The organism is Neisseria sp. P0021.S007 (assembly GCF_051956855.1).
This window is the reverse complement of the sequence record NZ_JBQCXA010000009.1, coordinates 23795-36534: the sequence shown is the minus strand read 5'-3', so window position 1 is coordinate 36534 and position 12740 is coordinate 23795. Positions and strand designations below refer to the sequence as shown.

The 12740-nt window shown below is 50.6% G+C and carries 17 protein-coding genes; 2 read left to right on the top strand and 15 right to left on the bottom strand.

All coding sequences use genetic code 11. The annotated features are described in order from the left end of the window. Positions 1-503: 503 nt before the first annotated feature. The 13 genes from ACTHUR_RS10370 to ACTHUR_RS10310 all read right to left on the bottom strand — a co-directional run bounded on the left by ACTHUR_RS10370 (position 504) and on the right by ACTHUR_RS10310 (position 7077). Positions 504-1121 carry a phage virion morphogenesis protein gene (locus ACTHUR_RS10370; RefSeq protein WP_440392576.1) on the bottom strand — a complete coding sequence of 206 codons (618 nt, stop codon included), beginning with the start codon at positions 1119-1121 and terminating at the stop codon, positions 504-506. Positions 1122-1171: 50 nt separating this feature from the next. After that, entirely contained in the window at positions 1172-1585 is a 414-nt protein-coding gene (locus ACTHUR_RS10365) for a phage tail protein (protein ID WP_070646903.1), read from the bottom strand. 13 nt (positions 1586-1598) lie between these two features. Beyond that, on the bottom strand, positions 1599-1817 hold the full coding sequence (locus tag ACTHUR_RS10360; protein ID WP_063075539.1) for a TraR/DksA C4-type zinc finger protein: 219 nt from the start codon (positions 1815-1817) through the stop codon (positions 1599-1601). Next, positions 1810-2058 (bottom strand): Rz1-like lysis system protein LysC, encoded by a 249-nt coding sequence (gene lysC / locus ACTHUR_RS10355; RefSeq protein ID WP_063075540.1) that lies wholly within the window; start codon positions 2056-2058, stop codon positions 1810-1812. The genes ACTHUR_RS10360 and lysC overlap by 8 nt, the downstream gene beginning before the upstream one ends. A gap of 52 nt (positions 2059-2110) precedes the next feature. Beyond that, complete coding sequence (locus ACTHUR_RS10350) at positions 2111-2425, bottom strand: hypothetical protein (RefSeq protein ID WP_063075541.1); 315 nt, start codon at positions 2423-2425, stop codon at positions 2111-2113. A 14-nt stretch (positions 2426-2439) separates the two neighbouring features. After that, complete coding sequence (locus ACTHUR_RS10345) at positions 2440-2979, bottom strand: TIGR02594 family protein (RefSeq protein WP_063075542.1); 540 nt, start codon at positions 2977-2979, stop codon at positions 2440-2442. Between the two features lie 26 nt (positions 2980-3005). Continuing rightward, a complete protein-coding gene (locus tag ACTHUR_RS10340) occupies positions 3006-3344 on the bottom strand; it encodes a phage holin family protein (RefSeq protein WP_107792047.1) in 339 nt (112 codons plus the stop codon). Beyond that, positions 3341-3703 (bottom strand): putative holin, encoded by a 363-nt coding sequence (locus ACTHUR_RS10335; RefSeq protein ID WP_063075543.1) that lies wholly within the window; start codon positions 3701-3703, stop codon positions 3341-3343. The genes ACTHUR_RS10340 and ACTHUR_RS10335 overlap by 4 nt, the downstream gene beginning before the upstream one ends. A gap of 7 nt (positions 3704-3710) precedes the next feature. After that, the gene (locus ACTHUR_RS10330) at positions 3711-3926 is read right to left on the bottom strand and encodes a tail protein X (RefSeq protein ID WP_063075544.1); all 216 of its coding nucleotides are present in this window, start codon (positions 3924-3926) and stop codon (positions 3711-3713) included. After that, on the bottom strand, positions 3926-4411 hold the full coding sequence (locus tag ACTHUR_RS10325) for a head completion/stabilization protein (RefSeq protein ID WP_063075545.1): 486 nt from the start codon (positions 4409-4411) through the stop codon (positions 3926-3928). The genes ACTHUR_RS10330 and ACTHUR_RS10325 overlap by 1 nt, the downstream gene beginning before the upstream one ends. Before the next feature lie 140 nt (positions 4412-4551). Further along, a complete protein-coding gene (gpM, locus tag ACTHUR_RS10320) occupies positions 4552-5211 on the bottom strand; it encodes a phage terminase small subunit (RefSeq protein ID WP_063075546.1) in 660 nt (219 codons plus the stop codon). Between the two features lie 47 nt (positions 5212-5258). After that, a complete protein-coding gene (locus ACTHUR_RS10315; protein WP_063075547.1) occupies positions 5259-6266 on the bottom strand; it encodes a phage major capsid protein, P2 family in 1008 nt (335 codons plus the stop codon). A gap of 13 nt (positions 6267-6279) precedes the next feature. Then, entirely contained in the window at positions 6280-7077 is a 798-nt protein-coding gene (locus tag ACTHUR_RS10310; RefSeq protein ID WP_063075548.1) for a GPO family capsid scaffolding protein, read from the bottom strand. A 115-nt stretch (positions 7078-7192) separates the two neighbouring features. On the opposite strand from ACTHUR_RS10310, the gene ACTHUR_RS10305 reads away from it, so the two are divergent. Next, complete coding sequence (locus ACTHUR_RS10305) at positions 7193-9058, top strand: terminase large subunit domain-containing protein (protein ID WP_440398547.1); 1866 nt, start codon at positions 7193-7195, stop codon at positions 9056-9058. A gap of 9 nt (positions 9059-9067) precedes the next feature. After that, the gene (locus ACTHUR_RS10300) at positions 9068-10090 is read left to right on the top strand and encodes a phage portal protein (protein WP_063075549.1); all 1023 of its coding nucleotides are present in this window, start codon (positions 9068-9070) and stop codon (positions 10088-10090) included. 35 nt (positions 10091-10125) lie between these two features. Here the strand turns inward: ACTHUR_RS10300 and ACTHUR_RS10295 are convergent, their stop codons facing one another. Continuing rightward, positions 10126-10317, bottom strand: a complete 192-nt coding sequence (locus ACTHUR_RS10295) for a hypothetical protein (protein WP_063075550.1) — start codon at positions 10315-10317, stop codon at positions 10126-10128. Between the two features lie 46 nt (positions 10318-10363). After that, complete coding sequence (locus ACTHUR_RS10290; RefSeq protein ID WP_440392574.1) at positions 10364-12718, bottom strand: replication endonuclease; 2355 nt, start codon at positions 12716-12718, stop codon at positions 10364-10366. Positions 12719-12740 lie beyond the last annotated feature (22 nt).

The following is a 12740-nucleotide window of genomic DNA, read 5'->3' as shown; positions in this document are numbered from 1 at the left end:
TGAGTGGCAGGTTTATGATTGGAGGGTAATAGAAATAAAAGTGTGGTGTAATATTTTTAAGAAGGGCGGATATGAAAAAAGACACCGTTAGCTGGTGTCTTTAGTATCTGGCAGAGAGGAAGGGATTAAAATTTAATCATACCTATATGATTTATTGATGATTATTTTTTTGAAAAGTATAAGTAACACATAAGGTAACACATAAAATCTTATTTCCCACGATATGGATTAAACCAGCCTTACTGAATTTAGGAAGGTCTCTCTGTTCTACACTGACAGCAGGTAGCGCGCGCTCCCGCTCCCTCGCTCGGAGCCTGTGGGGGTGCGTTTTTTTATGCAGCGGCGACTCCTACTGCAATCCTTATATTTCATAGGGTTTTCGGCGATTTTCGAACATTGGTTTTTTATGCGTTTTTATGCAAGATTTAACATTTTTATGCTGATTTATGCGCTACTTGTAAAATATAATAATAAAGCCGTCCGAATAAATCAGACGGCCTTTTTTACTCCATTTTTATGGCGTTTAGTATTTGGTCTGTAATGTACTCCAAGTCTTCTTTCGGTAAGCCCAATAGCAGGCGGGATGGCAGGTTTTTTGCCGTGCTACCGTCTTCGTGTTCTGTTGCAATTTGTGCGACTTTACCGCCAAACCATCCGATTTTTGCATGATTCTCGTCTGCTTTTTGACGCAACCAACGGGCGGCTCCGATACGGCGAAACATTACCATACGGGATATTGTCGGCGTTTTCAGGTACAAATATTCGCGCCGAAATCCGTACAGCTCGCGGTCGCCCTCGAACCGTACCAATTCATTTCCGTTTTCTGTACGACTATATGCAATAGGGTCCATATCTCTATCTCCGTATAGTTCTCCAAAAAAACGAAACGGGCGGCGGTGTAGTTCCTCTCCATCCCGTAGGTTTCGGAAAGCAAAACGGTCACCTTGGCGTTTGCGTTTGACCATAGGATTTCCGTCAGGCTCGATATTGGCTTTAATGCGGTTTTGGTTGCGGCGGCGTAGCTCCGTCGCGATATTGTGCATAAGTTTGGCACGGGCAGACGGTTGAATCTTTAGCGCTAAATGTTCGATTTGGGCAACGAGTGCTTCCAGTTCTTCCATATTTCCTCTTGCACTTGAAGCAAAGGACGCATTATGCGTCCTTTATCTGTTTAAAAAACGGGGCGCGGCGGCTCGGATTTTGTTTTGTAGGAGACTAAGCCGTTTTCATCCAAACCTGCAATGACTGTTTCTGTCAATTTTAATTCGATCATTACATCCCAGACATCTGACTCTATCGGCTCTGCCTCGAAAACAAAGGCTCTTGATGATGCGTCTGCGCCCGGACACAAAATATCCGGCTGATTTTCTTGCAGCCACTTGTTCACGATCAAAAAGAGATACGCAGGATCGCGATGGAACTCCTGAACAAAAATATTAAGCGTGTACTTCGCTTCGTAACTCAATGTATTGCGTTTCGGAATAATCTGTCCAGACAAAACCGTCATACGGAGACGGTCAGGTGCCGCTTTAAACTCCGGCAGTGTTTCCTGGATAGCAAGACGCAGGCTTTTTGGCTTTTCCATTTTAGACGGCCTCTTATCTTTTGAATTTCCACCGTTGCTCTTCTTCGCGCTGGCAGTCTATACATAAACGGCACCCCGGCACGGCTTCTCGGCGGGCTTCGGGGATGATTTCGCCGCACTCTTCGCACTCTTGGGCGGATGGCGCGGCGGATTCTTGTTCTTTGTGGCGTAATAACCAGTATTCGCGCATTTTTTGCTCTAAGTCGCAGGCTTGGTCGATGATGTCAGTCATGGTGTCCGTCCCCTTTTAGGCAGGCTGACAAAGCGTCCCGATAGAGGCGGCACTGCTCAAAAGCCGAGCGATAGGCAATCAATGCGCGAACCATGTCCGCATTGGTTGCAATCTCTTCAGGCGGGTAGGCTTCACATTTCGGCACCGGCGGGCATGACTCGGCAGCCTGTACGGATACCGGCGGATTATGGGCGCAGGCAGCAAGGGCAACGGCGGCAACGAGAACGGAGAGACGTTTCATTTTTATCTTTCATAGTTTGATGTTTAAAAGGGCGCGATCATGCGCCCCGCTGTTATTTTTTATTGATGGTTTGGGCTACATCTTCGGGCAGTTTTTCAGACGACCATTCATGATGCTTAGTCAGTGCTGCTTCGACTTGGCTGTTTTTTTCAGCCTGCACCTTCATCATTTGGTCTACCTGCGCCTGCAAGCTTTGGGCGCGGGCTTTATAAATCTTGACTGTTGCGTCTTTTGATTTGATGGCGTCTTCCTGCGCGGCGACTGTTTGTGTCAGTGCCTTATTGCTTTTGCGCATGTGCATCAAGCTATATCCGAGGACGGCGACGGTCAGGATATAAGATACGGCAACAACAATAGCTGTTTTCATATGATTCCTCCGTTTCAGGCTTCGCTTACGCCTGCTGCCGCAGTGCCGGTAACAATAGGCAGGTTGTAACGTTCTGCGGATGGGTACGATTTAACCGGCTTACCATCAACCAATTTAGACGGCCAATAGTAGCCATCAATGTCTGCACCGTTAAACGGCACGATTGATACGGCATTGCCCTGATTACCGCCCCATCCCATAATTTGCCCTTTAGCGTTTTTGCCACCGACGAAAAACACATGGCCGCCACCTTTGCGGGATTTCACGGCGATACAGCCATAGGCGGGTTTAGCCAGCTTAGTCAGACCAGCCTCCGCCCATGCCTTGGCGCGATACCAATCTTTGATAACGCCGCGGCCGCTTTTACCGAGGCAGTAACCAACAAATAGGCCGCACCATGGTGTCTCATCGTCCGCATACCATGCTTTTGCCGCATTGGGAAAGTTTCCCATTTCTTTGAGCCAAGATTGGATAATCGGGTTATGTTTCGCGCCGACGATTTCTTTCAATCCGACGTGTCGGCGGGCTTCTGCCATCCAGGGCAATTCAGTCATGCTTTCTTCCTTTTTTATTCGTGTGTTTAAATATTTTCTTGCGGTATTTTTTTTGATACGCGGTTCAAAAAACCTTGATTTTCTGTGCTTGGTCGTGTTTTCTTTGGGTGGATTTTGCTGATATTGCCGCCACTCCATAGCACTGCGCCCGTGTGCAGGGCCAGTCCGAAGATAAGCAACCATATAGTCAGTGATTTAATGGAAAAGGCAGCGGCCAGGGCGAGACTGCAAAACCATACGATAGATAAATAGGCGATTGCCGCACTTAACGGCTTATGTGTTTTCCCGCGGGTGTCAAAAAGGATGATACGAATGGCCGCGGTCAGGGACAGGGCAATGACGGCAGCAGATTGGACTGTATTCATGATTCTTTTTCCTCTTCCAGGGTTTTCAGACGGCCTTTTTCAATCAGGCGCATGACACGCTGTAAACCTAAAACCAGTCCGGCAGAAAAAATGGCAGCGGCGGTAAAGCTATTGATGGTCAGTGTTTCACCCGGCAGCAGCCAGTTGATTAGGCCTTCTGCGCCGTCGTAACCGAAAATGCCGCCGATGAAAGACACAGCAAAAAGCCATGCCTTATTAATCGGTCGCTCTGCCTTTTGGCTTAATACGAACAGCGATGCGCCTATGAGTGCACCGAAGGCTACGGAGGCGTGGACGTGGTAGCTGCCGATGATAATTACGGCGGCGTTGACAGCAGTGGTAGTTTTGTCTTGGGTCATGACGTTTTCAGTCCCATAGATTCAGGGTGGATTTTTGTTGTGCTTCTTCGTGGTTGGCTTGAGGCAGTCGGATAGTCAAACCGGCAGGCAGGAGGGCAGGATATTTCGATAAGCCGTAATTTTCAGGGGCGGTCAGGATTTGTTCGGTGTAGCCTGCGGACGTCCCGTAATGGTTCCAAGCGATATTGGCGACGGTATCGCCTTCACGGGTCGTGTATTCCATCAAATTAATTCCGAATCGCAGCGGCGCTCGCCCATGACTGCCGCGGTGGCATAGTGTGCTTCACGGCGGAAGTCTTCGGCTTGATGTTGTTTCATTTCGGCACGCTCGCCCGCTTTTCCCGATGGTTCTGTATCTGCGTATTTTTCCAGCAGAAGTGATTTGGCATAGCAATAGACGGCGCGGCGGTAATGGATGGCTTTAACCGATTCGCCATTAATGACGTCGTCTGAATCGCCTGTTTCGGCAAGAGTGCCTCTGCCAACCTGTACGGCGGCAATGCGGTATTTCTTAAGCTGGCCGTTGACGTGTGCGACGGCTTCGAGGACGGCATGGTAAACACGGCTGCTTGAAATGTTCGCTTCAATCCTCATTACTTCGCGAAAGTTGGCAAGGTCGATGATTGGGAAAAAAGGAATACTGCGAACTTCAGATTGGTCTAATGCTTGCCGCCCTTGATCTGGGGTGTCGGCGAAAACAATAGTCATGATTCATTTCCTTACGGAAGAAGCCTGCCCGATATTTAGGCGGGCTTTGGAAAGGAGGCGCAGAGGCTTTGCATGCTAAGGCCGTCCATGATATTTCTGGAGGACTTGCCGCAGGCTTGCGCCCGGCGAGGGGAGCTAGGTCAGCCTTTAAGCTGTTTTTTGATGGCTGCAAGGCGGGATTTGACACCGATTTTTTCAGAATACTTCAGTGCGTTTTCGTAGTAACTCGCCGCACTTTCGAGGTCTTCGGCTTCTTCCGCACGTTCTCCAGAGGCTTTGTAGAACTTGGCGCGGATGATGTCTGTCAGATTTAAGGTATGCATACCCGTGTCTGGGTTGACGGTGCTGATGAGTGTGAGCAGATCAGTATGGTTGGCTTTACTCAAGTCAGCACCGTATCCATACTGTTCAGCCAGCTCTTCAATTAAGAGGTCGGGCAGATCACGACGGTAGTCATCTTTGACTTTCATGTCATGCTCGATGGCAAATAGGATGTATGGCACGGCTTGGTCAAGCTCGCCAATGTCAATCAACCAAAGCAGGGCGGTAGTGAAGACTGGATCGGTTTCAGCGGCCGAACCGGAGAGATAGACGTCTTCCAGCCATGGAAGATATTTTTCTACCATTCCTTTTTTGGCTTGGATTTTGTCGGATACGGATTTAATTTGGTGTAGGAAGGCGCGATCGGTGTTAAGGCTTGCCAACAGTCGGCGGTAGGGTTCGGCGACATGGATGTTTTCGCCGTTTTTTGCTGCCTTCTCTGCTAAAACCTGTTGTTTGTGTGCCTGGGCTGGAGTCATTGGATCCCTTTCATCAGGCCGTCTGAAATTTCAGACGGCCTTTTTTTCTACTTCACGATTTTGATGTTTTCGACCAAAGCTGCTGCGCCGTACTCTTCGACGACATAGCAGATATTTTCTGACTGGTAGTCGGCGATGCGGTCGAATTCAGGTTCGTCCGCCAGCTTGCGGCGATGGCCGCCTTTGTGGAAGTAGATGGACAGGTTTTTCAGCGGAGTAACCAAAATCGTATTTTTGGGGAAATACGGTGCAGTTACGACCGGCAGACCGCCCAAGCGTTTTTCAGACATGATGATGTCGGCAGGACGCAGCTCACTTGCCTTGTTGCCTGCTTCTTTGATAACGGCAAAGTATTTTTCAGACAGCAAAGATTGATTGCAGATAACGGTCATGCCCGGCATGTCGTGGAACTCTTCGTCAATCAAGCTTTCGGCAACGTCCGTAACCAAATGGTCGAGAGAGGTATAGGATTTACCTTCGCCGATTTCGACGGCATTGGTTGCGCTGCCCATGACGTTGGATGCTGCATTGGTACGCATATGCTGCAACCAGCCGGTTTGTACGTCCTGCAAGAGAGGATTTGCCGCAAAGTCGGATGTAGCGGCGGCAGACGTACCGTTGAAACCGATGGCAATCAGGCTCAAAGCTTTGGATTTGATGAGCTGGTTATTGATCAACTTGACGTATTCAGGTTGACTGCTCCAAGAGTCCATATCGTCGTAGCTGACTTGAGTGTCAAAATTTACTTTTTTACACAAATATTGGCGGTCAGTCAGGTTGTGATATGGCTTGGGCTGACGGCGTACAGTACCGTCGCCGTTTTTAGTATCAGTTCGCGAGGCATTCAGACCTGTTGATAAACCAATGATTGAGCCGGCAATTTCGGTTTTGCTGATGATGTTGATTTTTTGCAGGAATGTTGACTCCAGGCGGACGGCTTCGCGCATTTTTTGAGAAACGGCGGGCGTTACACTGAAATGGCGGGATACGCCTTCGGCAGTTGTACCGTTGGCTTTGGCGACGGCGTTGATATATTGCTGGATATACGGGTGCATGGCTTACCTTTTCTTAAAATTCGGAAGCAGGGGTTGTATTCGCGCCGGTATGCGGCTCTGCCTGATTGATCGGAGCGGATTCAATAGCGGCCTTAAAGGCATCGAATTCTTTGCGCAGGGCAGTGTAGTCATCGGCGAGTTTTTGGGTAATTTGGGCAGACTGCTCCAATTCTTTGTTCAGGTCGGCAAAGGCTTGGGTGTAGTCGTTTTTTTCTGTTTCGACAGGGGCGGGATCTGATTTCTTATTGAACATTTTGTCGTGGAGGGCGGCAAAAAAGCCTTTTTTCTCGTGTTGGGGTTGGTTGGCAGGTTGGGTCATTGGCAGGCTTTCCATTTCGGTGTAGGCGGCGGTGTAGTTGGTGTCTTCCGGATTGAGCTGACGGAACTTGAGCATAGTCGTACCAAGAGATGCAGGGCTGTCCGTCATCGCAAGGCCGACCAGATAAGCTTTGCCGGTGTCGGCGAATGGCTTCATGATTTCCATGGATGTATAGACTTTTTCGCGCTCTTTGATGTAGCCCAACATTTTTTCAGTAGGGTCGATGCGAGCGTAAAGGCGGGTAATACCGTCTGAAGTCTCTGCTTTCAGCTCGAGGACGTCCCCCAGGCCTGAATAGTCGTTTTTGGGAGAATATGGGCGGTAATGCTCAAGGTTGATGCGTGCGCCGTAGATTTGTGGGTCGTAAGCTTCTGCGGCGGCGATGAGGTCGGCTGATTCGATCGTTCGACCGTCGGCAGTTGCACCGGATTTGCCGATGCAGAACCATCGGTCGCTGAATTTTTCGGTGGAATTTTTGGCGGATTTATTCATGCGTATGCGCTCGGGTGTTTGTCCGTTTTATTTTGGCATTTACGGAAAAGACGGCAAGCGACAGGGGTTTTAGGTGGGTTTTTCAAGTCATGCGGCACGGGTAGGATTGGCATTTTTGCCCGAAAATCGGGTATTGCCGCTATTTTTTGAAGACATGGAAAAACGTCAGAATATTGAAATTGCCCAAAATATCGACCCGCGCCTTGTTGCGCGGTCTCTTTACTGGCAGGGATGGAAAATTACCGCCATCGGGCGGCATTTGGGACTGAAGCCCGCCACGGTACATTCTTGGAAGCAACGGGAAAACTGGGATGGCGGAACACCGATGCAGCGTGTTGCCTCATCTATTGAAGCGCGCCTGATCCAACTCGTCAACCTGCCGAACAAATCAGACGGCGTTTACAAAGAAATGCGCCAACTTTCCGCATTAATGGGCGGCGAAGGCAAAAGGCCGTCTGAAAAATCGGAAACGCCGAAAAACAACCGATTTGACGGCGCAGACAAGCCGCCTTTTGACAGCGTGCCGACCATAGATCGCCCACCGCGTGAACGTACCGAGCGCACCGAACGCAGCCGCACCCGCTCCGTCGAAAAACCGCCGAAAAACTATATCGCACCCGAGCAGCAGCAGCGCATGGTTGAGATTTTTGAAGAGCAGTGTTTCGATTATCAGCGGTATTGGGGCGAGATTTATCGGACGCACCGTTTTCGAAATATCTTAAAAAGCCGCCAAATCGGCGCGACTTTCTATTTTGCCCGCGAAGCCTTCCTAACCAGCCTAAAAACGGGCATCAACTCCATTTTCCTGTCTGCGTCCCGCGCACAGGCCTATCAGTTCAAGCAATACATCCTCAACCTCTGCAAGATGGTCGATGTCGAGCTTAAAGGCGGGGATGTGATTTCTTTGCACAATGGCGCGGAACTGCATTTTTTAGGCACCAATTCACGGACGGCACAAGGTCGCAACGGTAACTTGTACGTCGACGAATACTTCTGGATTCCCGATTTCGAGCGGTTGCAAACACTGGCCGAGCCGATGGCGAGTCAAAAGCACCTGAAGACGACCTATTTCTCCACGCCGTCATCCGAAGGCCACCCCGCTTATTGTTTTTGGTCGGGCGCGATGTTTAACGAAGGCCGCCCTCGAAGCGAGCATATCAAGCTCGATTTGAGTCATGCCGCTTTAAAAAACGGTCGTCAGGATGCCGACGCGCAATGGCGGCAAATCGTTACGATTCATGATGCGCAGGAGTCGGGCTGCAACCTCTTCGATATTGATTATCTGCGCCAGCGCAACTCGCCCGACAAGTTCGCACAGCTCTTTGAGTGTCAATTCGTCCCGGACGGCGAGGGCGTGTTTCACTTTGCCGACCTGCAAGCCTGCGGTGTCGAATCGTGGGATTGGACTTGGTACAAACCTGACATGATGCGTCCGGCGGGGAATATCCCCGTATGGATAGGCTACGACCCGAGCTATACCGGCGACGCGTCCGGCTTGGTGGTCGCCGTCCCGCCGCAACGCAACGGCGAACCATTCCGAATTTTAGAAACACACATGATTAACGGGGCGGATTTCGAATCACAGGCCCAAATCATTCGCGGCATGACGGAGAAATTCAACGTTACCAAAATCGTCATCGACGCAAACGGTATCGGCGCGGCGGTGTACGACCTTGTTAAAAAATTCTACCCGCCCGCCATCGGCATGACCTACACGCCCGACATTAAAGGGATGATGGTTTTAAAAACGCAGAACCTGCTCAAAAACAAACGTATCGAGTGGGACGCGGGCAAAATTGATTTGCAGATGGCGTTTATGTCCGTCCGACGCGCAATTACCGCCAGCGGACGGAACATCACTTACGAATCGACGCGCAGCCAAGCTGCCAGTCATGGCGACTTGGCTTGGGCAGCGATGATGTTGTTTTATCAAGAGCCGTTGGACAATGTTGTCAGCGGACGATTTGAGATTGATAGTTAAAGGATTTTTATGTCTGATTTAAATTCGACAGGCAATGAACCACGTACAGATTTAGAGATTTTCAGTTGGGGCTACGACGAGCGTTTGTCTTGGCTCGGTGCGGCGTGGGAGTGTACCGACAACGGCCATTATTATGAACTGCCCGTCAATCAGGAGGACTTGATTGGTTTACTCCGAGTAGGTGTACATCATTCGTCTGCGCTACATTGCAAACTGAACGTCCTAACTTCCACATTCGAACCAACCAAGCTTTTGAGCCGCGCCGAATTTAAAAAGCTGGCATTTAATTTCCTAGTCACCGGCAACGGCTATCTGGCGGCGGAGCGCAACCGATTCGGCAAGGTCTTGGGATTTAAAAACCGACTGTCCGTCTATATGCGCCGCTCTTCGAAAAAATACGACAAAGACGGCTATTTCTACCTGCGCGACCATGTTTTCGAGACTTCGGACTTTATCCCGAAATCAGATATTATTCATTTGATGCAACCGGATTTGGTGCAGGAGATTTACGGCATCCCCGATTATTTAGCGGGTTTAAGTTCGGCAGAGCTTAACCACTCGGCCACGACATTCAGACGGCGCTACTACGACAACGGCAGCCATGCAGGCTTTATCGTGTACGCAACCGACAACAATATGAATAACGATGACTGGAATAATCTCAAGGACCAATTTAAAAAAGCGCAACGCGAAGGCAATTTCCGCAATGTCTTTTTGCGCTCGCCTGACGGTAAACCTGAAGGTATCAAATTGATTCCGATTTCAGAGGTCGCCGCCAAGGATGAATTTTTAAATATTAAAGGAGTAACCTCTCAAGATATGCTGACAATACACCGCGTGCCTCCTTCATTGATGGGGGTCGTCCCGACGGCGGCGGGCGGCTTGGGTGATGCCCGGACGGCGGCGGAAGTATTCGCCGCGAATGAAATCGAGCCGATACAGGCGGCGTTTCTCGAAGCAAACGACGCATTCGGCGCGGAGGTTTTTAAATTTAAGCCGTACACTTTGGCAACGGCCAAGGTGGAGAAATAGGATAAGGCCGTCTGAAACTTTTCAGACGGCCTTTTTTATTTGGCGAAGTACTCATCCCTCATTCTGATAACATCATCCTTCTTATAGAGGTTGTCCCGCCCTAGCAGCTTCGGCTGCGGTATCAGCCCCGCCCGGCGGCGCGCCCAAATGGTTGTCGTGGACGGCGGCTTTTTGCCCGGTATTGTCCATAGTTTTTTCACTTCATCCAACGTGATGTATTCACCCATTTTTGTTCCTTTCCTGTTGGTCAGTTTCGGTTAATCAATTTGTCATTCAGTTTCGGTTAATCAATTTGTCATTCATCGCCTGCGACGCTTTAATGGCGGCGCGGGCAGATTCGATGGCGCTTTCAACGGTGTCGTACTGCGGCTTGGTGTAGCGGACGGTTTTGGCGCGGATATTGGCTTCGTTTGCGGCCTTGATGGCGGCGAAGTCAAAAATAGGTTCTTGCGGAGTCAGTCCGCTGACGAGCGGACGGCGTAGTTTTTCAATACTGCGGATGTATTCGCGGTAGTTTCTTTGTTTTTTGCTGGCTGATTCGCTATGGAAGGCATTATCTTTCGCCGCTTTTTCGATTTTTTCGCGGGTTTCACGGCTCATGTATCTCAGCTCTTCGATATTGTCTAAATCGAGCATGTCTTTTTTATATTCTTTCGCCAATTCAGGACTTAAACCTGTCTGAACTAAATCAACGGCGGTTTGCACCGAAAATCCGTGTTTCCAAATAAGCCATTCTACAGGCTCGGTTTTTTCTAGGTCGGCCAGGGTTGCAGCTGCTGGGCGATTGATTAAATTTTGCGCAGATTCGGGGTCGAATTTCATTTTCGTAGAGTTATTGACACAAGTCCAAGCGGCGGCAGTGCCGCCGTTTTTTTTCAAAACCCACGAATGGATGCGCGAAATTTCGACGCGCCCGGTGGCTTTTTCGTAAACGCCCATGATGCGGTCGGCATGGATTTCACCGTAGCAGTTCAGCTCTTTCGCCTCTTCGCGGTACAGTCCGAGACGGACGTTTTTGCGCGATACGGACTCGCCACCCAAAAGGACGGTAAAACGCATCCAGTCGCCCATGTCGGCAGCCTGTTGGGCAAGCATTAAAAGGTCGTCTGAAGCGTCTGGGTTGATTCGGCGCAGCTCGCGCCAAATGGTAACGGGGCAGCCGCCGATTTGCTGGAACTGGCGGATACCGTGATGACTTGCCCATGCGTCCACGCGGACGGCGGTTTCTGCCATGCTCAACAGCGCGTCAGACTCATAGTCAACGCCCAAGCCTTCGCCGCTTTGACTTTTGCCGTCGATGTTTTTGGCGATATATTTGGCGATATAACCGGCAGCCGAGCCGCGCGCCCAGTTGATGGCTTCAAAGTCAACGCGGGTAGAGGCGGGGCTTTGCTTCCAAAATTTAAAATATTTGGATTCCCAGAATTTCGCCTCGGTTTTCAGACCGGCGCGAATGGCGGCGAGCGTAGGCGCGCTGCCTTGTTTTGCACGGATTTTTGCTTGGATTCGGCGGGCTTCCGCGTCCGCTTCTTTCGCAGTCGCCAAGTATTTCAAACCCAGCTCTTCGCGGTTTTCTCGGCAAGCGTGTTTTGCCACGACGCGGCGGAAGGTAAGGCGGTGTTGCTCTTCCATGAAGACAAGGCCGTGCCAGTGCGGCGTACCGTCATGATGCGGCTCGGCAACGCGGAAACCGTAGATTTTGATTTTCAGACGGCCTAATTCCGCACAGACACGCGCCCATACTTTATTTAAGTATTCCTGCGCCTGCGTCGGCGTTTCGCCGCTGAATTTCTCGTTTGGCTTGCCAAAGTGGTGCATACGGTGCATGCGGGAAGGGCAGGTAATCGTAAAAAATTCGCCGACGTGGTTTTTCAGACGGGCGATTTCCTCGAAGCCGCGAATACGCACCATCAATTCGGCGCGACGCAGGGCGGGATTAGATACAGAGACTTCAGACAAGGCCTCGAGCGTGAATTCTTGCCCCAGCTCATTGATGGCAATCATGGTTTGCAACATGGCAAGATTGCGACGCTTTTGAGACAAGCGGCGGAAAACCGCTTCATCAGAGGCATAAAGCCCCGTTTTACGGGATACAAAGCCAGCCTCGCGGCGGTAGCGTTCGGCAGCGCGCGCGAAAATGCGGCGAAGCTGGCGACGCCAGAATTTAGGGGCTTGCAGGCGGGCTTCGATGGCTTCGGGGATTTTGTCCTTGAATACTTTTTGGGTATCGATGCCGTATTCGGCGGCGGCATAGTGGATCAGACCGGTGAGGCTCCAGCCGATACGTTTTTTAAAATAGATGTCCTTGGCTGCGCTATCGGCAAGACCGCGGATGTCGTCGTCCGAAGCATCTAAACCTGCCGAACGGACGGCGGGCGGCAAAACGGTCAGATTGTCGAGCAGGGTTTTCAGACCGTCTTCGGCGCGAACACGCGCGGCGGCTGGCTGAATGCCGCTGTCCAACTGACGGACGATTAAATCGTTAAAGAACGAACGCGCTTTTGACGCCTCGGCAGGTTTCAGGCTTTCAAAGCCTTCGCGCAACACGGGCGGAAGCAGCAAAAAGGCTTCGGCGGCGTAGTCTTGCTGCGCCGCCTTTGCATTTGCTGTTTGAATTGATATGCCCATGATTTGTCCTGCCTAGTAAGTG

What these genes read in the sequence shown, in the direction of transcription:
- ACTHUR_RS10370 (WP_440392576.1), bottom strand. Translation starts at nt 1,121, where the DNA reads ATGGAAGAACTGGAAGCACTCGTTGCCCAAATCGAACATTTAGCGCTA.
- ACTHUR_RS10365 (WP_070646903.1), bottom strand. Translation starts at nt 1,585, where the DNA reads ATGGAAAAGCCAAAAAGCCTGCGTCTTGCTATCCAGGAAACACTGCCG.
- ACTHUR_RS10360 (WP_063075539.1), bottom strand. Translation starts at nt 1,817, where the DNA reads ATGACTGACATCATCGACCAAGCCTGCGACTTAGAGCAAAAAATGCGC.
- lysC (WP_063075540.1), bottom strand. Translation starts at nt 2,058, where the DNA reads ATGAAACGTCTCTCCGTTCTCGTTGCCGCCGTTGCCCTTGCTGCCTGC.
- ACTHUR_RS10350 (WP_063075541.1), bottom strand. Translation starts at nt 2,425, where the DNA reads ATGAAAACAGCTATTGTTGTTGCCGTATCTTATATCCTGACCGTCGCC.
- ACTHUR_RS10345 (WP_063075542.1), bottom strand. Translation starts at nt 2,979, where the DNA reads ATGACTGAATTGCCCTGGATGGCAGAAGCCCGCCGACACGTCGGATTG.
- ACTHUR_RS10340 (WP_107792047.1), bottom strand. Translation starts at nt 3,344, where the DNA reads ATGAATACAGTCCAATCTGCTGCCGTCATTGCCCTGTCCCTGACCGCG.
- ACTHUR_RS10335 (WP_063075543.1), bottom strand. Translation starts at nt 3,703, where the DNA reads ATGACCCAAGACAAAACTACCACTGCTGTCAACGCCGCCGTAATTATC.
- ACTHUR_RS10330 (WP_063075544.1), bottom strand. Translation starts at nt 3,926, where the DNA reads ATGGAATACACGACCCGTGAAGGCGATACCGTCGCCAATATCGCTTGG.
- ACTHUR_RS10325 (WP_063075545.1), bottom strand. Translation starts at nt 4,411, where the DNA reads ATGACTATTGTTTTCGCCGACACCCCAGATCAAGGGCGGCAAGCATTA.
- gpM (WP_063075546.1), bottom strand. Translation starts at nt 5,211, where the DNA reads ATGACTCCAGCCCAGGCACACAAACAACAGGTTTTAGCAGAGAAGGCA.
- ACTHUR_RS10315 (WP_063075547.1), bottom strand. Translation starts at nt 6,266, where the DNA reads ATGCACCCGTATATCCAGCAATATATCAACGCCGTCGCCAAAGCCAAC.
- ACTHUR_RS10310 (WP_063075548.1), bottom strand. Translation starts at nt 7,077, where the DNA reads ATGAATAAATCCGCCAAAAATTCCACCGAAAAATTCAGCGACCGATGG.
- ACTHUR_RS10300 (WP_063075549.1), top strand. Translation starts at nt 9,068, where the DNA reads ATGTCTGATTTAAATTCGACAGGCAATGAACCACGTACAGATTTAGAG.
- ACTHUR_RS10295 (WP_063075550.1), bottom strand. Translation starts at nt 10,317, where the DNA reads ATGGGTGAATACATCACGTTGGATGAAGTGAAAAAACTATGGACAATA.
- ACTHUR_RS10290 (WP_440392574.1), bottom strand. Translation starts at nt 12,718, where the DNA reads ATGGGCATATCAATTCAAACAGCAAATGCAAAGGCGGCGCAGCAAGAC.